Below are 20642 nucleotides of genomic sequence, written 5' to 3' on the forward strand. Positions count from 1 at the left end.
TGCCGTGGCGTGAGCCTGCCCGCGTGTCCTCGCCATGGGTTCTCCAGGCTGCTGGGGGAGGGATCCGCCTCGTGCCTACACCGCACTGGGCGTCGCCGTAGCGCTCGTTTGCTCGCCCCGCTTGCCGGCCTGACCGCGCCGGCACGCGGCGTACACCCACCGCCTCTCCGGACCGAGGAGTCGTCATGAGCCACGCCCGCTCCACCCTCCATGCGGAGCACGCCTCCGCGCCGCCCGCGCCCCGCCGCTGGCTGATGCTGGCGCTGCTTTGCGTGGCCCAGTTCATGCTCATCCTGGACGTCACGGTCGTGAACGTCGCCCTGCCCGACATGGCCGCCGACCTCCACCTCGGCCGCGAGGCCCTCACCTGGGTCATCACCGCCTACACCCTGTTCTTCGGCGGGCTGATGCTGCTCGGCGGCCGCCTGGCCGACGTACTGGGCGCCCACCGCACCGTGCTCGCCGGACTGGCGTTGTTCACGGCCGCCTCGCTCGTCACCGGCCTTGCCACAGGCGCTCCCACGCTGATGAGCGGACGCGTCCTGCAGGGCATCGGCGCCGCCTTGCTGTCACCGTCGGCCCTCTCGATCGTCACCACCAGCTTCCACGGCGCCGAGCGGAACAAGGCCCTTGGCGTGTGGGCGGCGCTCGGCGGCACCGGATCGGCCGCAGGCGTCCTGCTCGGCGGCGCCCTGACCGACGGGCCCGGCTGGCAGTGGGTGTTCTTCGTCAACGTCCCCGTCGGCGTCGTCGCGCTGGCGGCCCTGCCCGCACTGCTCCCGCGCCGCCTTCCGCAGCCCGCCCGGCTCGACCTGCCCGGCGCCATGCTCGTCACCGTAGGCACCGCCTCACTCATCTACGGCCTGGTACGGGCGGGTGACGCGGGATGGGCCAGCACGACGGCCGTCCTACCGCTGGTCGGCGCCCTCGTCCTGTACGCGGCGTTCGCCGCCGTCGAGCGCGTGAGCCGGGCTCCGTTGATGGACCTGCGCATGTTCACCCGGCGCCCGGTGCTGGCCGGAGCGTTCCTGATGCTCGTGGCCACCGCGCTGCTCATCGGGTTCTTCTTCCTCGGCTCGGTCTACCTCCAGCAGCAGCGCGGCTACAGCCCGCTCGCCACCGGTCTCGTCTTCCTGCCGGTCGCCGTGGCCACGGGTATCGGCGCCCACCTGGGATCGCAGCTGGTCAGCCGGATCGGCAGCCGTACGACCGCGGTGGCCGGCCTGGTGGTCACGGCGGCCGGAACGATGCCGCTGGTCTGGCTCCCCGCGGACGGCAGTGTGTACACGCGGCTGATGCCCGGCCTGGTCATCGCCTCGTTCGGCATCGGCGTCGTCTTCGTCACCGCCATCACCACCGCGCTCGCCCTGGTCGCCCCGGAGGAGGCGGGACTTGCTTCCGGGGTCGTCAACACCTTCCACGAAGTGGGCGGTTCGATCGGCGTCGCCGTGCTGTCCACCGTCGCCGCGTCCGGCATCGAACACGGGGCGGCCGACGGTTTCACCAGCGCCTTCACCCTCAGCGCGATCACCGCCGCGGCGAGTATGCTGATCGCCCTCGTCCTCGTACCGCACAGCAAGCCGCAGACGACCGGCGGCCCGCACGCGCACTGAGGTGACTGCCGAACCGGCGTCGCGGCTAACGCTTGGCCTGGGTGATCCGCCACAGCCGACGCGGAAGTTCGCCCTCCTCGAAGGCGTCGACGCGGTGCATCTTCCAGCCCTGGGCGAGGCTCTTCAAGAGGGCCTCGTCGAAGAAGTGGACGGCGAAGCCGCCGTGTTCGTAGATGCGATCGCCGTGGTCGACGCCTTGGCCGTAATGGGCGTCGCCGGTGTGGCGGACGGTGTAGACGAGGAGGCCGCCCGGGCGTAGGACCCGGGCGATCTCGTCCATGGCGGCCCGGATCTCCTTCGTGGACAGGGCCATGCACAACAGCATGTGGGCGAACACGGCGTCCACGGAGGCGTCGGGCAGCGGCAGCGGGTCGCGTACGTCGTGGACGGTGGTCGTGATCCGGTCGGCGAGACCGGATTCCCTGGCGACTGCGGTGAGTTGCTCCAGGGCGGTGGCACTGAAGTCGGTGGCGTGCACGGTGAAACCCTTGCGGGCGAAGAACAGGGCGTCCCGGCCGTGCCCCGCGCCGAGTTCGAGCACCGTGCCCGCCCCGGCGGCACGGAAGACCTCGGCGGCATGACGTGCGGGTTCGGATGGCTCCATGCCGTACATCTGCGGGTGCTGGGTGTAGGTCGCCTGCCAGTGGGCGCGCTGGGCATCGGCCACGGGCTTGTCGTCCGGGTTCTTCTGATTGCCCATGTTCGCCTCGTCGGTGCAGTGGGGAGGGTGCGGGTGCCCGCACCCTCCCCGGGGAGTGTCAGTTCTTGCCGAGGAGCTTGTTCATCTCGGTGATCTCGGCGGTCTGCGCGGTGATGATGCCGTCGGACATGGACGTGGCGGGACCGTATTTGCCCTTGTCCTTCTCGGTGGCGGCCATCTCTATGGCGCCCTTGTGGTGCTCGATCATCATGGTCAGGAACATGGTGTCGAAGTCCGCGCCGGACGCCTTCTCCAGTTTGGCCATGTCCTTGCTGTCCATCATTCCGGGCATGTCGGAGTGCGCTGAGTGGTCCATGCCGGGCATCGACTCCATCGAGCTGTCGGACCTCGTTACGTCCTTGCCCCAGGACTTGAGCCAGCCGCTCATGGTCTGGATCTCGGGGTCCTGGGCCTTCTCGATGCGCGCGGCGAGGTCCTTCACCTCGGCGGAGGAGGCTCGGTCGGCGGCGAGCTTCGCCATTTCCAGGGCCTGCTGGTGGTGCGGGATCATGCCCTGCGTGAAGGAGACGTCCTGGGCGTTGTGCGCTGCGGTGGTGGCGTTGGCGCCCGCGGACGAGGACGCGGAACTGTGGCCCTGGTGTCCGCTGCTCGCGCTGCCGCTGTCGTTGCCGCAGGCGGCGAGGAGGAGAGCGGCGGTGACAGCCGTAGCCGTGAGAGCGGCGCGGCGGGTGAGGGTACGGGTGTTGCGCATACGGGAACTCCTGCTGTGGGAAAGGGATCTGGATGTGCCGAGGCGCACCGCGTCGCCGAGCAGTGGGCGCGGTCGCGCGCGGTGTCTAGATCCGCAGGAGTTGGAGTTCCGCCAGAGACGGTGGGGCGCGGGCGCCGTCCGGGCCCGGAGCCGCGTACGAGCACACGGTGTCGGCACGTACCGGTACGGCTACCCGGTCGGGAACGAGGGCAGGCAATGCCGGCCCGTCGGTCACTGCACCTGACAGGCAGGTCGAGTCGGCGTGCTGGAGGTGGCCTCCACCGCAGTGGCCGTCTCCGGAGCAGTCATGAGGGGCGCTGACCGCCGCCGTCGTGTGCTGCCGCTCGGCGCGTTCGTGTTTGTGGAGGCCACCGCCGGGAGCCAGGGCGTGCATGCCGAGCAGCCCTGCCAACAGTCCGAGCACGAGCAGCGTCCGCCACCGCCCGACAGGCGGTCGCGGAGGGTGCTGCTGCGGGCTCGTCATCGGGCTCATCCCAGATAGTCGTGACGTCGGTTCAGTGCGGTGTCCGTTGTACATACGGTCGCCGCCGCGCTCGTGTTCAGCGTGATCGGGTGAGCCGCCCATCGTCCGCGGCATCGCTGGGCCGCCGGTGCGCCAGAACCGTACGAGCAGACTCGCGGCCAGCACCAGGAACGCGATGTTGCGCCAAGTCGTGTAGTTCCAGGTGATCCCTTCCTCGGGGATCTTGGCATCTGCCTGATCGGGGATCAGGCCCGGGCCGCCGAAGGCGAACTCTTGGCGGCGAGCGAGTGGTCCGCCAGGAAGAAGGTGTGCCAGAAGTCGTCCGGAACCCGGGCGGCGATCGCGCCTGCGATCAGCAGACCGGCCACCAGGTCGCGAAGGACCGCGGCCCACTCCATGACGAAGATGTGCGACACGGACGTGAAGCCGTTCCGCGAGATCAGCCGGTGGCCGAAGCTGCCCTCGCCCTGGACCGACATGTCCATCGCCGCGCGGCCGGCCATGGAGCCGGCCAGTCCGCGCGCGGCCTGTTCGCGGGCCTTCTGCAGCAGCCGCTCGCGCAGGAAGAGGCGGAACAGTACGGCAAGTACGACGATCACGATCGGTCCGCCGACGAACTCGGCGGCGGTGAACTGCCAGCCCATCAACAGGGCCATGATGATGCCGAGTTCGACGACCATGTTGGTGGAGGCGATCTCGAAGGCCATGGCCGCGGTGAAGTCGGCGCCCTTGCGGAAGAGGGAGCGCGAGAGAGCCACGGCCGCGTACGAGCAGGAGGACGAGGCGGCTCCGAGCCCGGCGGACAGGGCGAGCGTGCGCGGCCGCCTGTACAACGGCGGACAGGGCGAAGCCGAGGATCAGCGCCCAGGTGACCTCCCAGGTCATCGATCCGGCAATGGACAGAGCGTGCCCGATCGCATCCACAGACCTGCACCCTTCCTGAGGCGAGCCGGGCCAGCCAGCGCCCATCGAATGCAGGGGCAATACCTCACTGGTGGCCTGGCATTCCAAGGAAAATGCGCTCATTTAACTAGGAGTTCTTAGGGCCCTTCGTGCTCACCCGCGTCTCGTCAGTTGGCGACCGGCTCGCGCGGTTCGGTCTCTGGCCGGTGAGGCGGCGGAACTGCCACTGTTCGCCCGCCGGGCGGGCCCTGACGCAGCCACCGCCGCGGCGTGTGTCGCCGCCACCACTTCTCCGCGGGCTCCTCCACCGCGGAGTACAACGCCCAGGACAGCACGATGACGACCACGCCCATGCCGATCAGTGCGAACAGCGTGCCGTTGTTGTCGGGCATGCGGCCCCACTGGTAGATGGCCAGCCGGCTGATCGAGTGGTGCAGGAGGTAGAAGCAGTACGACCACAGGCCGAGCTGGACCATCGGTTTGGCGTTGAGTACGCCGCGCAGTCCGCGGACCTCGCGCTGGACGAAGGCGAGGATGATCAGTGCGGCCAGGACCGCGACCACCGGCCGCACCAGATAGTCGAGCTGCGCGGCGGCTCCCGCCGGCAACAGGGCCTGGTCCTGGTAGTAGCAGTAGACGTAGGCCGCCAGCAGCACCACCGGCAGCGAGGGGTGCAGCGGCAGCCGCCAGCCGCGTTTGACCGCGAGCGCGAGTGTCATGCCGAGCAGGAACTCCGGCAGGTAGACCACAGGGTGGCGCATCACCCAGGCCGCGTGGGCGGGCGAGTAGTGGGTGGTGGCGAACCAGTCGACGGCCCACATGCCCACCAGTCCGCCTGCCGTGACCGACCCGAGCCAGCGGGTGCGCAGCCTGACCGCGATCCGGCCCAGCAGCGGGAAGAGGGCGTAGAAGAGCAGTTCGACGCTGAGCGTCCAGGTGACCTCGTTCCCGGGGAGGGCCGGGGTGACGTTCGGGGACCAGGTCTGCACCAAGAAGGCGGAGGAGATCAGGCTGGGCCAGCTGATCGCGAGGTGCGCCGCCGTGTAGTAGGCGTAGGTGCCCAGCAGCAGGGCGACCAGGTGGGCGGGCCATATCCGGCCTACGCGGCGCCAGTAGAAGGCGCCTGGGTGCTCGTTCGGTTTGAAGACCCAGGTCATCAGGAAGCCGGAAAGAACGAAGAAGAGGCTGACGCCGTTTCCGCCGAACTGCGCGTAGGGGAAGATCAACGGCGCCCGTCCCAGTCCGGTCTTGCCGCCGCTCCCGGTGAAGTGGGTGGTGAAGACCGCGAAGGCCGCGAAGAAACGCAGGCTCGTGAGGGAGTCGAGGCGTTTGGGGAGAGGTGTCACCACCGCCCGTATGCCTGGCAAAGACATGGGGTTTCGCCGTAGCCCTTCGGGGGTCCGCCAGTAACCGGCGCATTATATGACCACTGATGTAAGGCTAAGTAAGCAACAGGCTCGGCAGACAGCGATGGGGTGTCGTGTCTTTCCCTGACCGGGTGGAGCCCAGGCGACACCCAGAGCCCCAGGAACGCGATCAGGGCCGGTCTCCCTTGGAGGGAAACCGGCCCCGCCCTACTGCTTTCCGAGTCGGGGGGGGCGGGATTTGGACCCACGACCTCTTCGTCCCGAAGCAACTTGGGCGGGGGCGCTGCCTTGGGCCGGAGCGCCTCTCACCTGTGTTGATGGGCCGCAGGCGTCCGTGCTTGTTCGCCGGGGTTCGTCTGCGTTGTCACGCAGTTGGACACTCATGGCTGCTGTGTCCTGCCAGCGCTTGTGGCATGAGAGTGCCTTATCCGTAGCGTTAACTCGTTCGGTCAGTAACGGCCATTCCGGTTGCTTCGGAGCGGCGGACAGGGGTAGTCGGTGGGGCTGCGGTACCGCGCTGCTGTGCAGCTCGCCTCGCCGCCGTGTTCCGGGCGTGAGCTTCGCGCCGTAGCCGGCGTTCGTAGTCGGCGATTTGACGGACGGGTCTGCTGCAGGTTTTGGTGACAGGTTCGATCACGCGGCCTGGAGGGCCGGTGTGGTCATCGGGGAACTGGCAAGGGGAATGCAGTGAGATTCACCGGTCTCTCGGGCGATCTCGACCGTCCTGCCGTCGACGCGTTCCTGTCGGCCGTGGACTCGGCGATGAACAGCAACACCCTGCTGCTCAAGGTTGCTACCGACGTGTCAGTCACGGCGAAGAACCAGCGGCATGTCCTCCACACCTACCTGCGCAGCGGGCTGTTCGAGGAGATGATGCTCGCCGCCGACCAACATCGCGACTGGTACAACCTGTCCGAAGACGAAGACTTCGGTGGACTCCCCAACGAGCGCCCCCTCATCCGCGAGGGATTCCTCGCGACGACCAGCCCACTCCGCTATGCGGGCTTCGTCGCTCGGCTGCGCTGGATGCTCTGCGAGGCTTTCAGCCCCTACGGGCACCACTGCTCGTCGGCGGATGCCGAACAGCTCGTGCGCGATTTTGTTCACGAGCTGCTCGGCCAGGACGGTTCCGCATGGTTGTTCGCTTCAGTCAAGCCCGACTTCTTGCGCTCGACCGGCTACTACAGCGGCGAAGAGCCTCCGCGTCCGGCGTACTTCGACGGCAGCGACTCCGATACCGCGACATTCATCCACCGTGACCGCGTCTGCTACTTGCTCCTTACCAACGGCTCTCCGTGAGTAAGCCACGCGGCCGGGGCGAATTCCAGGGGCTTCGTTGTTCCCGGAACGACCCCGATCGGTTCGGCTTGTGACGGTTGGTGGCCAGAGTCTCATCAGTCCCATCGGGCGACGATGGCTTCCTCGACGCCGAAGACCGCATCACACTCGGCGCACTGCGCGTTACCGAAGACGTAGGTCAATTTGTGCGCGATGTTCGGATGATCGTCTGCGAGTGCGCGGGAGTAGAGCCTTTCGGCCAGCCCGTCCAAAGCTGCGGGGGCCTGAGGTCGCAGCGGCACCTGCCTCGCCGTCGTGGAAGGCTCCATGTACATGCTGTCCGTGGTCGAGAAGAAGCCGTACTTGCCGAAGACTATGAAGTTCTCCGCACTGCACGAGGGGCAGGGCACCTCGTATTCCTCGTCGTTCAGCCCGTCGAGCTGCTCGCCCCAGATCTCGACGCCCTCGAAACTCAGCAGCGTGCCGAGCAAGTCGACGTAATTCGTGGGGTCGTCGGCGAGTCCCGGGTCCTGGAGGGCTTCCTCGGTGAGTTGCACCAGGTCGGACATCTGGGAGGCGTAGGTCACTTGGGGATCCTCATCGCCGTACGGCTGATCTGTGCTGGCCACAATGGAGCCGGCCAGGTACAGGGGCATCCGCCGGTCCGCCGCTGACCACTGACGCGCCATCTCGGTCAGAGGGGGCAAGGCCGCATAACTCGCCGAGTAGACGGTGCCCTGATGGCACAGCCGGGACCAGAGTTTGTCCCAGCCGGAGTCCTGCGCGTCCGGACCCACTGCGTCAAGCAGGCCGGGGACGTCTTCTGCCGTGCCGTAGGCGTGGTGGAGCCGAGACCAGTCCGTCATGCCGATGATCTAAGCAGCCGAGCGCGGCACCATGCCGCGGCGGGCGGTGAGGTCGCGTGAGCCGGCCGTCTCTGGAATCCGTCAGTGACCTACTGCGATGGGCCAAGATCCCGTCCACGCCTCGTCCACAGACCCTGACATACGGCCGCTTCGGGCGGCATCCACCCGCACATACGCGAAGACCCCGGTCTCAGCGTTTCCGCTGCTGACGTGGTCTTTGGGCACCTCATACAGGGTGCCCCGGCAGGATTCGAACCTGCGCACACGGCTCCGGAGGGCCCTTCGGTCCCGGACAAAGTCACTGGTCACAGCCTCGCACGGTGGTGGGCGGCCGGGCCCGTCCACAGATAGTCCACGGCGTGCTGGCCACCGCTTCAGGAGTTCGGTCAACGGAGCGCGTGGGCTGCTCGTAGTCGTGCTCCGGGGCGGTTGCTGATCCACCTCTGACTACCCAGATCCATGATTGTCCGACCACGTTGATGTCAACACCGTTGCGTTTGGCCCCTGAGCTGTACGTCAAGCCCTGCTGAACAGCGCAACGGGACCACCTGGTAGATCAACGATCGGCGAGAAAGTCGATCAAGGTCAGGGGTCCCGTTGCAGGAGAATTCTGTCATCACGTCCACGATCGAGACAGCCCGGGGTGTGTTCGCGCCGGGGCATCTGGGGGAGTTGACCCAGATCGTGGACTTCGCGCTGGTGGACGCGGTGCTGGAGGAGACCGGCCAGCGCGAGAAGCGCCTGCGGCTGCTGCCTTCGCGGGTGGTGGTGTACTTCGTCCTCGCTCTCGCGCTGTTCGAGCACCGCTCGTACCGCACGGTGTGGTCCAAGCTGACCGCCGCCCTGACCCCGCTTGCCCTGGTGCGTCCTGCGGTTTCCTCGCTGACGCGGGCACGGCGCAGGGTGGGGGCCGCGCCTCTGCGGCGTCTGTTCGAGACGCTTGCCGGGCCCGTCGCCCGCCCCGGGCAGGCCGGGTCCTTCTACCGGGGCCTGCGCACGGTGGCCGTCGACGGGACCCTGCTGCACACCCCCGACGACGAGACGCTCACCTGGCGCTACCCCAAGCGGGCCGGGGAGAGTCTGGAGTTCGGCTATCCGCTCCTGCGGCTGCTGGCCCTGGTCGAGTGCGGCACCCGCGCGCTCATAGCCGCCGCCTTCGGACCGGAGTCCGAGGGTGAACTCCCCTATGCCAAGCGGCTTCTGACCGCCCTGGACAAGACGATGCTCCTGCTGGCCGACGCGGCCTTCGACGGCAACGAGTTCCTTGAGGCCGTCCATCAGAGCGGGGCGCGGTTCCTGGTGCGCTCCGGGGCCCGCCGCGTCCCCACCCCCGCCGAGCACCTGGGCGACGGCTCCTACATCGCGCGCATCGGCTACGGCGTCCTGCGGGTACTGCTGCCGGTGCGCGTGATCGAGGCGACCCTCACCGTCACCCTGGCCGATGGCACCGTCCGCACCGAGCAGTGGCGGCTGATCACCAATCTGCTGGACCCCGTCCGTTTCCCGGCCGCCGAGCTCGTTGATCTCTATCACCGCAGGTGGCAGGCGGAAACCACGTATTTTTCGATCAAAGCCACGATGCTCGACGGCCGCATCCTGCGCTCCCGCAGCATCGATGGCCTCGACCAGGAGGTCTACGCCCTGCTCACCGCCTACCAGGCTCTGATCCGCGCCGCCGACGACGCCCTGACCGGACGGCCGGAAATACCCATGGAACGGATCAGTTTCACCGTCCTACTGGCCGCCGCAACCGACACCGTCACCGCCGGCCATGGAATCTTCCCCGGCACCCTCATCGACCTGGTCGTCACGATCGGCCACACCGCCCTGAGCGACCTCCTACCCGCCCACCGACGGCAACGAGTGAAGGCCCGCACCCGCAAGAACCCCACCAGCAAATACGGCCCGAACGCCGGACAGCACCCCCAGAAGGCCCAGAACTACACCGTCCACACCACCGTCGCATTCTTCGCCCACGGCCTCAACAGCCGCTCACGGCGCTAACGCAACGGTGTTGACGTTGATGTCAGCTGCTGATGTCAACCTGCACTGGGGAAGTGACTGTTCACGAGGGGACCGGCGGGTCTCTCGCACGGTGCGTGCATGTGAATTCGTGAACTGTGGGTGCCTGGCAGCAGTGGAACGGTTTGGTGTCCGCCTGCGTCGTCCCTCTCCGGGGCGCGGTGGCTGTGTCCCGGAGGGGGGAGACCGGGTGCATAGGGGCGGCTTCGCCAAGTGGACAAGGCGGTTCGAGGACGAGCGCGAGCGCAGGCGCGCCCAGGGTGATCCGGACTGGGGACAAAGCGCGACGCTGCATCCGGCGGTGTGGGCCAGCATCCAGCGCTTCCAGATCGGCGAGGACGGTGACGGCGCCAACCTCGTCGGCAAAGCGGACCAGGCCGGCGACACCGACTACGCGCAGGCGGTCCGGCTCTTCATCGCCGAGGAACAGAACCACGCCCGTCTACTTGCTCGGCTGCTGGCCGCGGGGGGGCATACCGACGTTGACCGGGCACTGGAGCGACGTGGTCTTCGTACGGCTGCGGCGTCTCATGGGTCTACGCATGGAACTGTTGGTGCTGATGATCGCGGAAGTGGTGGCGCTGCGCTATCGTCACGGGGGGTTGGCCGCCATTCGGCAGGCACCGTTCGCGGCGCCCCCCGGCGTGCCGGCCTGGGTCAGGGCGCTCACACAGCCCCGCAGGTCACCGTGCACACCTTGGTTGCACGCCATTCTGATGGCGTCCGAGACTTCGACGCCCGCTTGTTTGACCATGTTCGTGCAGGCCGGGATGTCCGCGTGGGCGGCGGGGGCGGCGATGGCCACGCCGCCGAGTGTGAGGGTCAAACCGGTGAGGACACCGGCGATACGAGCCGCCGTGTGCATGGGAGGCACCTGCTCTCCGGGGCTGGTCGGGGATTCGCGGATTCAAAGCGCCGAGCAGCGGACGCGCCCAGTGTACGACCGTGGCCTCGGGCCCCCGGACCCGTCGGCTCGGCAGGACTGCCCCTCCTCTCTTCGACGCTAGAACAACCCGCCGCCGCGCGCACTCTGTCCGAAGGCACGGCACCATCGATGGCAGCCGCCGAGGCCGGCTTCGCCGACCAGGCCCATCTCACCCGGTGGTTCACCCGCAGGCATTCCGCAGCAGAGCGCAGGATGCGGACACCCCGGGTCGAATCTAGACTGGCGAAGCGTAGAAAGTCCACAATTTGGGAGATATGCACCATGGCTAAGCGAGGAAACAAGCGACGCGGCCGTAAGAAGAAGAAGGCCAATCACGGCAAGCGTCCCAACGCCTGAGTCAACCGAGCGGACGGCCGAGGGGTCCCATGTCTTCGCCGCCCGGATTGAGGTCAGCGGCTGGGATCCCGCGGCGGTGCGGGAGCACGCCAAAGAGCCAGCAGAGCCGTATGAGCTCAGCGAGCGGGGAAGGTGAGCCGCAGAACGATCTCGCCGTCGTCCATCTCCCCGGTGGGCTCGAACCCGAACTCCTGGTAGAAAGGCCACGGTTCGCCGTCGCCGGGCTCGTAGCTGGTCAGCAGCTCGGTGGCGCCGTCCGCGCGGACCAGGGCGGCGATCTGCGTGAGCGCCTCTCGGCCGATCCCTCGCCGCTGGTACCGCTTGTCGACGAGGAGGCGCCAGATGAAGTGCCGCCCTTCGAAAGGACCGGCCGGCGGCTTCCACGACAGCATCACGAACCCGACCGGCTCGTCGTCACGGTACACGGCGCGATACCAGGGATTGGCCTCCGGTTTCTTTGCCGCCTCCTTGCCTGAGTTCCACAGTTAGCGGTGTCGACTAGGGAACGAAAACGTGGGTTGACCTGCGGAAACGCCTGTGAGCACGCCGAGATGGCGTGTCACTAGGCGGGGGGATAGTGCCTGGTCAGCGGCCTGCGGTCAGATCGATGATCTTCTTGGGCGGGGTGACGTTCAGGGCGGTGAAGATGTCGCGCTGGGGCTTGGTGAGGTCGGTGGACTGGCGGAAGGTGCCGGCCGGGCCGGTGTAGGTGACCGCGTGCAGGCGCTGGAGTTCGGCGCGCAGGCGGTTCCAGGTCTGGCCGGTGGAGGTCTCGGCGACGCGGATCAGCAGCAGGGCGAGCCAGCAGAGCAGGACGTGGGCGCGGATGCGGTCCTCGCGGCGGTGGTAAACGGGGCGGAGATCGAGAATTTGCTTCATGTCGCGCCAGCCGCGCTCGACTTCCAGGAGCTGTTTGTAACCCAGGGCGATGTCCTCGGCCGACAGCTTCGGATCCGAGGAGCGCAGGAGGTACTTCCCGTCGAGGTTGGCCTCGGCGGCGATCTTCTTCTTGTCCACCCGCAGCAGCCCGCTCGGGGTGGTGCGCAAGAACCGTTTCAGACCGGGCTTGGTGGACAACACCCCAGCCAGCTTGTCGCGTTCGGGCCTGGGCAGCTTGTCCGTGGCCTCGATCGCCTCGGTGAGCTGGGTGACCATCCGCTGACGGATCGCGGCGTCGCGGGTGGCCTGGTCGGGGTTGAAGCAGATCACGAACCGGTCGTCGGTTCCGATGTTGACCTCCTTGACCTGGAGGTTGTCGCGCACGGACGCATAGCGGCCCTGCCGCGAGAGGGCGGCGCGTACTTCGGGTGATCCGGTGCGGAGTTTCTCGCCGATGATGTAGCCGCCGCCTCCGCGCATCAGCGCCCGGCGGTTGGCGGCGGAGGTGAAGCCGCGGTCGGCGACCCACACGATCTTCGACAGCGTCCACTCGCGCAGGTCGTCGCGGACCTGCCGGATCAGGGCCTGGTCACCGGTGTTGCCGGGCCAGGACCACACCCGCACCGGGATCCCGTCGCGGGTGACGGCCATGCCGATGACGACCTGGGGCAGATCGTCGCGGGAGTCCTTGGACTTGCCGTGGGTGCGGAACCCGTCGTGTCGCACCGCGTCTTCGGCCGGCGCGTCGGCGGCCAGGCGCTCGCCGTGTTCGTCGCGGGCGACAGGTTCGTCGGCGTCCTCGGTCTCGAAGTACGTGGAGCTGGTGTCGAAGAACAGCAGGTCCACCTCCAGGTTGAGCAGGTCGGTGACCTGGAAGTACGTCTCCTTGGCCAGGGCCGGCTCGATGGTCAGCAGGTAATCCATGGCTCGGTAGCAGGCTTCGTCACTGATCGCCTCCAGGCCGTCTATGTGGACGTCGTCGGCGATCCACTCGGTCGCGGCGAGCTTGCTGGAGGCGGCCAGGGCCCGGTTGGCGACCAGCGCGAACAGCACCCGTTCGACGCGCGGATCCAGCCGCCGCCCGGCCAGTTGGCGGTGCACGACACCGTCGAGGCCGAGCCGGTGCCAGAGTCCGTCCAGCGCGTGCACCCCGCCGCACGGCCTGGAACTGATCAGTGACAGGTCTCCCGAGCCGGTCGCGGCCAGCGCGGACGCGGGGTCCAGCAGCTTCGAGAGCGCGCCGACCAGTCGGCGCACCGCCTCGCGGTCGAGCTCGTCCTCCCGGCCGAAGGAGTGCAGCACCTTCGTACGCGAACGCCCCACGGCCGGGTCCCACTCGTTGTGGGCCAGCTGCAGATACCGGACCGTCTGCCCGTCCTTGTTCCGCCGGGACGTCGTCTTCACATACATGCCGCTAGACGATACGCACATCATTCCATGTCACAGGCATGGGGGTGACAACATCGTGCCACTAGGCGTTTTCGGCCTTTCGCGCTAGGTGCAACCGCCTGACCTGCACCGATGCCCTGCCACACCCCCGAGAACCCCGCTCAACTGTGGAACGCAGGCCTTGAGCGACTTGGACACGGAGGCGACGAACTGCTTCTGGTCACCTCGGACCCGGAGGGCACGAACGGCCTCCCGGTTTGCGTCGGTGATCTCCCGTAGGTGCACGCCTGGGGACTTCATGCCACACCCCTTCCGCATCCGGCAGCCGCGCCATCCGGACCGACGTGAAGAGCCGCGACCGGGCCGCATTCCCTTGTGCGTACGCGTTGTCGAGAACGCCAGGTTGGACGTCCTCGCAGCGTATTCGACACGGGCGATCCGGAGCGGGACCGGCACGCCGGGCTGGGATCGCTGCGATACCGCAGCAGCGGCTACCCGCTGAGTGCTTCCACGAGAGCCATGAAGACGCCCACGCCGAAAACAGCGCGGCAGCGAGGCTGACAACCAGCAGCGAGCAGCAAGAGGCGATCGCCACCGTGAACCATGCCCGCCCCACGGCTGGGTGGTAGTCGGTGTCGTCGTCCCAGTCCTGATCGACCATGTCGCCCCCCTCGCCGCGCACTGTACAGAGCGGTCGGCGAAGCCAACTTGGCAGGAGCCCGGAGACGGCCCAGCGATGCTGCCCAGACCTGGCGGCAGTTCGGTCCAGCGGCCTGCCTGGAGCCCTGGCACTCTTGCCGGTCCAGCGTTCGCGGTCGCTCAAGGCCGCCTGCGCACATGTGGCTGTCAGTCGTACAAGAACAACTCGAGATCCTCGATGGATCCTGGCCCCGTCAGGAAGCTCTCGGCCTTGGCGATCTCATCTTCTGGTGGCGGCCCGCCCTCTCGAAGCCGCGTCATCCACATCTCGCCCTGCTCACCGATCGCGTAGACGCCGGACAGCAGTTCGGCCATACCCGCAGGATGCGTGGGGCTGTGCCCGATGACGGGCTGGAGTCTCCACCCGCCTGCCGTGGCGGCCAATCGGAGCACTCCGGCCCAGTTGGCGATCCGCCCGATACGCACGTGCCACGAGTCCTCTGTGAACGGGGCCGTCCGTCCCCCGTGCAGGGGGTTGGTGGCCGCCCGGATGTCCGCCATCACCTGCCGTTCCAGGGCGTTACGTACCCAGCGTCCTTCCTGCGCTTCCTCAATGGCGGCAGACCACCACTCCCGGGCGCCGTCGAGCCGGCCCGCGAACGTTTCCATGCCGCACAGGTTTCCATGCGCGACCCCCGCGGCCTCGACCAGGACCTGTCCGGCCGATCAGCTCTGGCCTTGGCCAGGAACCTCGGGTCAGTGGTCCGCGCAGCACGGGGTGGGATCCGGTACCTCGAAGGGGACCAGCGTCCCGCCCGCGGCCGGCATCGCGGCCAGGACCAGTCGCCCTTCGCGCCACTCCGGTCGTACGTGATCACGGGTGACGATCCGCTGGTCCGGGTCGGGACCGTCGGGTGCCCCGAGGACGACGATCCGCTCCACCGCGGAGACGGCCAGCAGCCGGGCGACGGTCACCGTTCCGGTGAGGGCGTCGACCCCGGCGTAGCGGACGACACGGCCCCCGGTGCGCGCGAGGTGCTCCGCGGCTGCGTGCGCGGCACCGGCCGCCAGCTCTTGCGGACCGTGCCGCTCGGCGCCGAGGGCGGCGCCGAACTCCCGTTCCGTGAGCGACCGCCAGGCCGCGCGGGCCACCCGCTCCGAGGGGGTGGAGAAGGACAGCGCGGTGTGCCGCCGCCCCTCCCGCACATGGTGTGTGCAGCCCACCACCCCTTCGTCCAGGCCGAGTTCGGCGGCGAGGTCGAGGAGGAGATGGTCGGCTGTCCGCAGGGTTCCGGACAGACCGGTGTCCACCCCGACGACGTACCGTCCGGTCACGACGGCAGGATCCACACCGGGTTGGAGTAGAACCACAGGTCCTTCCACGGGTCCGCGTCGCCGACGACGTCCACGGCCGGGCCCGCCGGGTCAACCGCCGCGCCCATCAGTCCGGTGGCGGAACGGTTGCCGTCGGTACCACGCAGCCGGACGTACACCGGGCGGTCGACCGCGCCGAGGCAGTACGAGAGACGCACCACGCCCGTGGACTTGTTCACCTCGTACGACTGGACGACCTTCGCGGTCGGCGCGGTGAAGGTGTCCTTGTCCGCGACGGCGCCCGTGATATCGCCCTGGATGACGTCCACGCGAGCCAACTTCGGTACGAAGCCCGCCCAGTTGGGGCCGTCGGCGAGCGCGATGTCCACCGTCAGCGTGACCTTCTGCCCCTTCTTGACATGCAGCGCGCCACCGAGGGTCGCCCAGCGGCTGCCGCCCGCCACCCGCGCGTCGAGGCCGCTGATGAGCTGCCCGTGGTCGACCCACACGCGCCCGGCGCGTATGCCGTCCATGACGGCGGCATACGAGAAGCCGTCGGCGCCGACGTGGGTACGGCTGAACTGGCCGGGCCAGTAGTCGCCCTGGGTGAGGTCGATCTTGCCGCCGTAGACCGGGTCGGTGTGCTTGCCGTTGGCGGTGAAGTCACTGTCCGGGCCGCCGCGGACGGCGGTGTCCGTGTACACCTGGTGGGAGTCGGAGTTGGCGGTGATCCACCAGGGCTTGCCCTCGGCGAGGAGGCTGTCCCACAGGCCGCCGACCGTGGCGGTCATCCAGTCGAAGCCGCCCCAGGTGCGGTAGCTCTCCAGCGGGTAGCCGGCGAAGGAGTCGGCACTCGGGTTGTTGTCGTAGATGCCCCGGGCCCGCCCCATGCCGAGCGGCGTGGCGAGGCCGGCCGCCTGGTGGCCCGGCGCGCCCTCGAAACCGACGGCGATCTGACGGCCCGAGCCGGTCGCGTCGCGCCAGCCGCGGATCTCGTGCGGCGAGTCGACACCGCGCCGGGCCGGGTGGTTGGCGAGCATCAGCGCGTCCTTGACCTTGCGCCGCTGCACCTGCTCCGCGAGGAAGTTGAGGCCGGCGACGGCGAGCGCCTCGTTGGCGGGCGACGACCCGCTGGCGCCCTTCACCGCGCCGTCGTAGGACGTCTCGAACGCCTTCAGGACGCTGACCTCGTTGTTGCCGGGGTGAACGAAGACGGTGCCGTGCTCGGCGCCCGGGATGTTCCACTCCAGTCCCTGGAAGACGAGCGTGTCCTCGTACTTCTCCCGGGCCTCCTTGATGTCCGGGTTGACCTTGTCGACACCGATCTTGGCGTGCGTCTCGCTGCCGTGGTCGGTGATGACCATCCAGTCCAGGCCGTGTGCGGCGCCCTGCCGGACCTGGTCGCCGACACGGTACTTGCCGTCGCTGCTGTACTGGGTGTGGATGTGGTGGTCACCGGACAGCCAGAGGAACCCGTCCCGTCGCCGACCGCTCGTGGAACCGGAGGCGTACGCCGGTGCGGCCGCCGCCGCCCCCTGCGCGAGCACGCCGCCGGCGGCGAGTCCCGCGCCGAGCAGCCCCGCACGGCGCAGCAGCGAACGGCGTGACTGCTGCTCGGGGGTCAGGGCCTCGTCGGGCACGGAGGCATCGAACGCCGCGGGAAGCGACTCACTCTCGTGGCCGTGACCGTGATCGTGGCCGTGGTGGTGATGATCGTGCCCGTCTCCGTGCGTGTGCCCGTGCCCGTGCCCCATGGTTGCCTCCTGAGTCGTGCGCCGCGAGCGCGAGAGCGCGCCACGAGGAGATTCGGTGCGGAAGGTGAACGCGGGGCGGCGGGCGCGTTATCTGCGGGCGATGGGGGCGAGTCGACTCGCCACTCCCGCCTCAACTACCCACCCTGGCCCACCCGTAGCTCCGCCCACACCACCTTGTAGGCCATCCCGATCCGCGGCTCCACACCCCACCGCTCGGCCAGCGCCGCGACGAGCACCAGTCCGCGCCCGCCTTCGCCGTCCGGCTCCCGCGGCACCGGCAGCCGCTCGGTCCGCCCGTCGGCCACCTCCACTCGTACGACGCCGTCGCGCAGCACCAGCCGTACGCGGAAGCTGCGCCCGCGCACGCTGCCGTGCCGTACGGCGTTCGCGGCCAGCTCCGCCACGACCAGGCTCACGTCTTCGCTCGCCTCGCTGTCGTACGCGAATCCCCACACGTCCATCCGGTTGGCGACCAGCCGCCGCGCGAGCCGGGCCCCTCGCGGGGTGCTGCTGAAGAGCTGCGTGAACGTACTTACGGTGACCGGTTCTTGGGCCCGGGTGTCTCCTTGCATGCCTCAACGGTCCCGGGCATCACGGGGGTCTGCCAGCGACGCCACTCGTACGCCGCGTTCTGTAGGAGTTCACGCTGTGGACAGTACGAGTCACCGTCCGTGACCATACCCAGCATGACCAACAGCACCACGAACGAGCCCGAACCGTCGGACAGTCTGAAGACGTTCGGCCTGGTCCACAAGGCCTGCCGCAAACGGGCGGGGCTGACGCAGGAGGAGTTCGCTCCCCTGGTGGGGTACCAGCCGTCCACGGTGGCGTCGATCGAACAGGGGAGGCGGTTGCCGCCGCGGGCGTATGTGGAGCGGGCGGAGGAGGTATTGGATGCGTTCGGTGTACTGAGGGCGGCGGCGAAGTACGCCACGCGGCAGCCGGGTTTGGCTTCCTGGTTCCGCGAGTGGGCGGAGCTGGAGGAGCAGGCGATCAGTCTCTATACGTTCGAGAACCGGCTGGTGCCGGGGCTGCTTCAGACGGAGGGGTACGCACGGACTCTCTTCAACGAGCGGGTGCCCGTGCTGACGGACGCCCAGATCGAAGCCCAGATCGTCGCACGCACGGACCGACAGCAACTGCTCACCGAGCGGCCCAACACGGCGTTCAGCTTCATCGTCGAGGAGTACGTCATCCAGCGGGGAACCGGCGGTTCGGTAGTAACACGCGAACTGATCGACCACGTCTTGGCGGTCACTGAACTGCGCAACGTGGAAGTGCAGTTAATGCCACTGACGCGCCACGTCCACGCCGGCCTGAATGGACCTATGCAACTGCTGGAGACTCCGGAGAACGAGTGGCTCGGCTACTGCGAGGGGCAGGAAAGCGGCCAGCTCATCGCCAACCAGAAAACGATCAGTGTGCTCCACATGCGCTATGCGAAACTGCGTTCACAGGCTCTCACCCCTGACGATTCCCGGAGCCTGCTGGAGCGGATGCGAGGAGCGCTATGAGCACCACGGAACTGGCCTGGTTCAAGAGCACCTACAGCGGCGACAGCTCCGGCGACTGCGTCGAAGTGGCCCTCTCCTGGCGCAAGTCGACGTACAGCGGCGACGACTCCGGCGACTGCGTCGAGGTCGCCACCTGCCCCACCGCCATCCACATCCGCGATTCCAAGAACACCTCCGGCCCTCAACTTGCCCTCTCCCCCACCACTTGGACGGAGTTCCTCGACTTCGCCGCATCCACCGCGCGCCGCTGACGCTCGGCCCGCCGGACGATGAGCGGCGCCACCAGGCCCGTAAGAGCGAACAGCGCTCCGACGACGTACCACCCGGGGCGGCCCCAGGTGATGCAGAGCGCGATGAGCAGGCCTGGCCCGAGCGCCTCGGCCAGGCCCGCGCCCAGGCCGAACACGCCGAGGTACTGGCCGGTGGCGTGCTCCGGAGCGAGGGCGAAGGACACCTCGAACCCGGCGGCGGAATGCCACAGCTCGCCGACCGCGTGGACGACGACGGCTGTCATGAGGAGCGCTGTCGCGGCCCACGCGGGTGTCCCCGCGGACAGGGAGATCAGGGAGCAGGAGACGAGGAAGGCCACGCCCGCCCGCCGGTAGGCGCCTCCGCCGGCCGTGGGGGAATCAACGGTGCGGCCGGCTCGTACCTGGAGTGCGATGACGATGCCGGTGTTGATGAGCATGGTGCCCGAGATGAGCCAGCGCGGCGCGGCGGTGGCCTCGATCAGCCAGAGCGGGAGCGCCACGGTGAGCACCTTGAACTGGATGGCCATGATGCCGTCGAGCGCGGTGAGCAGGAGGTAGGGGCGGTCTCGTAGCGCGGTCCAGCGGGGGCCGTCGGCGGTGGTCCCTGGGGTGACCGGTGGCAGGAGGACCAGGATGGCCGCGGAGGTGGCGAAGAAGACGGCGTTGCCGATGACCATGAGCTGGTAGGCGGTGAGGGTGCCGACCTGGACCGTCCAGCCCGCCAGCAGGGCGCCGAGGGAAATGCCGACGTTGGTCACGGCACGGAGGTAGGCGCGGAATTCCTGAGGGCGGTTCCCTCCGTAGTGTCTGATGAGCGGGGAGCGCGCGGCCAGCCCGGCCGCCTTCGCCCCGGTGGCCACGCACACCGCGAGAACGAACGGCCAGAAGCTGTCCGCAGATATAAAGGCGGCCGTCGCCGCCGCCTGGATGACCAGGGTGGTCACGTAGACGCCCCGTGCTCCGTGCGTGTCGGCGAGATGGCCGACGGCGATGCCGAGGGCGAGCGAGACGAAACCGGCGATGCCGAGTCCGAGGCCCACCTGGGCTGCCGGGAGGTGCACCGCCTGGGTGAAGTACAGGACACCGGCGGTCAGGTAGAGGCCACTGCCGACGGTGTAGACGAAGTTCGAGGCGGCGATGACGCGTCGAGGTCCGGCGTCCGGTATCAACTGGGGCATGTCGTGGCTCCCGTGGCTCCGCACTCAGGGCGAGTGGTAACGACCCGCCCAGCTTGTTGCACAACTTATGCAAGAGCAAGAGGCTAGCAACTAAGAACCTCTCCCTTGAGGAGGCCAGCAGGACTACCCGGGAATCGCCGCACCGCACATCCCGCACCTGATGCGTGGCTCAAACAGAACAGCATCGCTCAAGAGCCCGCCTAAGTTCGGGAGCTCCGGCACCGGCCGCCTCCCGGCTGCCGGCCAAGAGCAAGGAGCTGACATTGGAATCAACGCCACCCCAGCATCACCCGCAGGACCTTGGCACCATGGTCGGTCTCTTCTGGATCCAGTCGGGAGAGACGTACCCGGGTACACCTCCGGTCCCGCCGGCACATGGCGTACTTCTCTCGCCCGCAGGCCCACAGGTCGTCGGGCCCGACCCGCTGCAATGGTCCTGGTCCGACGTGACGGATCTGCGGGTGATCGAGGCACCGGTTCGTTCAACTGCCGCCCCA

Annotated in this window: 18 protein-coding genes and 2 pseudogenes; 6 read left to right on the forward strand and 14 right to left on the reverse strand. The window is 68.3% G+C overall.

The features are described from left to right. The first annotated feature begins 185 nt into the window (after positions 1–185). Positions 186–1613 (forward strand): DHA2 family efflux MFS transporter permease subunit, encoded by a 1428-nt coding sequence (locus OG819_RS00945; protein ID WP_266647493.1) that lies wholly within the window; start codon positions 186–188, stop codon positions 1611–1613. 25 nt (positions 1614–1638) lie between these two features. On the opposite strand, the gene OG819_RS00950 is transcribed toward OG819_RS00945, so the two are convergent. From OG819_RS00950 to OG819_RS00970, 5 genes and pseudogenes are all read right to left on the reverse strand, one after another. Then, a complete protein-coding gene (locus tag OG819_RS00950) occupies positions 1639–2313 on the reverse strand; it encodes a class I SAM-dependent methyltransferase (protein WP_266647495.1) in 675 nt (224 codons plus the stop codon). Between the two features lie 58 nt (positions 2314–2371). Next, a complete protein-coding gene (locus OG819_RS00955; RefSeq protein WP_266647497.1) occupies positions 2372–3025 on the reverse strand; it encodes a DUF305 domain-containing protein in 654 nt (217 codons plus the stop codon). 85 nt (positions 3026–3110) lie between these two features. Continuing rightward, positions 3111–3509 carry a DUF6153 family protein gene (locus tag OG819_RS00960; RefSeq protein ID WP_266652522.1) on the reverse strand — a complete coding sequence of 133 codons (399 nt, stop codon included), beginning with the start codon at positions 3507–3509 and terminating at the stop codon, positions 3111–3113. A gap of 84 nt (positions 3510–3593) precedes the next feature. Next, positions 3594–4433: pseudogene (locus OG819_RS00965) on the reverse strand (permease); the annotation flags it as partial. A 146-nt stretch (positions 4434–4579) separates the two neighbouring features. Then, positions 4580–5785: an acyltransferase gene (locus tag OG819_RS00970; protein ID WP_266647498.1), complete on the reverse strand. Its 1206-nt coding sequence runs from the start codon at positions 5783–5785 to the stop codon at positions 4580–4582. A gap of 681 nt (positions 5786–6466) precedes the next feature. On the opposite strand from OG819_RS00970, the gene OG819_RS00975 reads away from it, so the two are divergent. Further along, a complete protein-coding gene (locus tag OG819_RS00975) occupies positions 6467–7078 on the forward strand; it encodes a hypothetical protein (RefSeq protein WP_266647500.1) in 612 nt (203 codons plus the stop codon). 95 nt (positions 7079–7173) lie between these two features. Here the strand turns inward: OG819_RS00975 and OG819_RS00980 are convergent, their stop codons facing one another. Then, positions 7174–7923, reverse strand: a complete 750-nt coding sequence (locus OG819_RS00980) for a hypothetical protein (protein WP_266647502.1) — start codon at positions 7921–7923, stop codon at positions 7174–7176. Between the two features lie 597 nt (positions 7924–8520). On the opposite strand from OG819_RS00980, the gene OG819_RS00985 reads away from it, so the two are divergent. Then, a complete protein-coding gene (locus OG819_RS00985) occupies positions 8521–9927 on the forward strand; it encodes an IS4 family transposase (RefSeq protein ID WP_266647503.1) in 1407 nt (468 codons plus the stop codon). 208 nt (positions 9928–10135) lie between these two features. Then, positions 10136–10535: pseudogene (locus tag OG819_RS00990) on the forward strand (ferritin-like domain-containing protein); the annotation flags it as partial. Positions 10536–10537: 2 nt separating this feature from the next. Here OG819_RS00990 and OG819_RS00995 read toward each other — a convergent pair. The 7 genes from OG819_RS00995 to OG819_RS01025 all read right to left on the reverse strand — a co-directional run bounded on the left by OG819_RS00995 (position 10538) and on the right by OG819_RS01025 (position 17774). Further along, positions 10538–10810, reverse strand: coding sequence for a hypothetical protein (locus OG819_RS00995; protein ID WP_266652524.1), 273 nt, complete (start codon positions 10808–10810; stop codon positions 10538–10540). Between the two features lie 533 nt (positions 10811–11343). Further along, positions 11344–11712: a GNAT family N-acetyltransferase gene (locus tag OG819_RS01000; RefSeq protein ID WP_266652530.1), complete on the reverse strand. Its 369-nt coding sequence runs from the start codon at positions 11710–11712 to the stop codon at positions 11344–11346. 100 nt (positions 11713–11812) lie between these two features. After that, positions 11813–13516 carry an IS1634 family transposase gene (locus OG819_RS01005; protein WP_266647505.1) on the reverse strand — a complete coding sequence of 568 codons (1704 nt, stop codon included), beginning with the start codon at positions 13514–13516 and terminating at the stop codon, positions 11813–11815. Between the two features lie 825 nt (positions 13517–14341). After that, positions 14342–14803, reverse strand: coding sequence for a hypothetical protein (locus tag OG819_RS01010; protein ID WP_266647507.1), 462 nt, complete (start codon positions 14801–14803; stop codon positions 14342–14344). An 87-nt stretch (positions 14804–14890) separates the two neighbouring features. Further along, positions 14891–15469: a hypothetical protein gene (locus OG819_RS01015; RefSeq protein ID WP_266647509.1), complete on the reverse strand. Its 579-nt coding sequence runs from the start codon at positions 15467–15469 to the stop codon at positions 14891–14893. Then, positions 15466–17202, reverse strand: a complete 1737-nt coding sequence (locus OG819_RS01020) for a PHP domain-containing protein (RefSeq protein WP_266647510.1) — start codon at positions 17200–17202, stop codon at positions 15466–15468. The genes OG819_RS01015 and OG819_RS01020 overlap by 4 nt, the downstream gene beginning before the upstream one ends. Before the next feature lie 134 nt (positions 17203–17336). Beyond that, a complete protein-coding gene (locus tag OG819_RS01025) occupies positions 17337–17774 on the reverse strand; it encodes an ATP-binding protein (RefSeq protein WP_266647512.1) in 438 nt (145 codons plus the stop codon). A 114-nt stretch (positions 17775–17888) separates the two neighbouring features. Between OG819_RS01025 and OG819_RS01030 the strand changes: the two genes are divergently transcribed. After that, positions 17889–18716, forward strand: a complete 828-nt coding sequence (locus tag OG819_RS01030) for a helix-turn-helix transcriptional regulator (protein WP_266647514.1) — start codon at positions 17889–17891, stop codon at positions 18714–18716. Next, positions 18713–18967, forward strand: a complete 255-nt coding sequence (locus tag OG819_RS01035; protein WP_266647516.1) for a DUF397 domain-containing protein — start codon at positions 18713–18715, stop codon at positions 18965–18967. The genes OG819_RS01030 and OG819_RS01035 overlap by 4 nt, the downstream gene beginning before the upstream one ends. Here OG819_RS01035 and OG819_RS01040 read toward each other — a convergent pair. Further along, the gene (locus OG819_RS01040) at positions 18898–20145 is read right to left on the reverse strand and encodes an MFS transporter (RefSeq protein WP_266647518.1); all 1248 of its coding nucleotides are present in this window, start codon (positions 20143–20145) and stop codon (positions 18898–18900) included. The genes OG819_RS01035 and OG819_RS01040 overlap by 70 nt on opposite strands. Positions 20146–20642: the final 497 nt, after the last annotated feature.

Origin of the sequence: Streptomyces sp. NBC_01549 (genome assembly GCF_026339955.1) — a bacterium.
Classification (GTDB): Bacteria; Actinomycetota; Actinomycetes; order Streptomycetales; family Streptomycetaceae; genus Streptomyces.

Bases quoted from the DNA above. Each gene is read 5' to 3' on its own strand.
- OG819_RS01040 (WP_266647518.1), bottom strand. From the start codon at position 20,145: ATGCCCCAGTTGATACCGGACGCCGGACCTCGACGCGTCATCGCCGCC.
- OG819_RS00950 (WP_266647495.1), bottom strand. From the start codon at position 2,313: ATGGGCAATCAGAAGAACCCGGACGACAAGCCCGTGGCCGATGCCCAG.
- OG819_RS01010 (WP_266647507.1), bottom strand. From the start codon at position 14,803: ATGGAAACGTTCGCGGGCCGGCTCGACGGCGCCCGGGAGTGGTGGTCT.
- OG819_RS00960 (WP_266652522.1), bottom strand. From the start codon at position 3,509: ATGACGAGCCCGCAGCAGCACCCTCCGCGACCGCCTGTCGGGCGGTGG.
- OG819_RS00945 (WP_266647493.1), top strand. From the start codon at position 186: ATGAGCCACGCCCGCTCCACCCTCCATGCGGAGCACGCCTCCGCGCCG.
- OG819_RS00970 (WP_266647498.1), bottom strand. From the start codon at position 5,785: ATGTCTTTGCCAGGCATACGGGCGGTGGTGACACCTCTCCCCAAACGC.
- OG819_RS01025 (WP_266647512.1), bottom strand. From the start codon at position 17,774: ATGCAAGGAGACACCCGGGCCCAAGAACCGGTCACCGTAAGTACGTTC.
- OG819_RS00980 (WP_266647502.1), bottom strand. From the start codon at position 7,923: ATGACGGACTGGTCTCGGCTCCACCACGCCTACGGCACGGCAGAAGAC.
- OG819_RS00995 (WP_266652524.1), bottom strand. From the start codon at position 10,810: ATGCACACGGCGGCTCGTATCGCCGGTGTCCTCACCGGTTTGACCCTC.
- OG819_RS01030 (WP_266647514.1), top strand. From the start codon at position 17,889: ATGACCAACAGCACCACGAACGAGCCCGAACCGTCGGACAGTCTGAAG.
- OG819_RS00955 (WP_266647497.1), bottom strand. From the start codon at position 3,025: ATGCGCAACACCCGTACCCTCACCCGCCGCGCCGCTCTCACGGCTACG.
- OG819_RS01035 (WP_266647516.1), top strand. From the start codon at position 18,713: ATGAGCACCACGGAACTGGCCTGGTTCAAGAGCACCTACAGCGGCGAC.
- OG819_RS01020 (WP_266647510.1), bottom strand. From the start codon at position 17,202: ATGGGGCACGGGCACGGGCACACGCACGGAGACGGGCACGATCATCAC.
- OG819_RS01005 (WP_266647505.1), bottom strand. From the start codon at position 13,516: ATGTATGTGAAGACGACGTCCCGGCGGAACAAGGACGGGCAGACGGTC.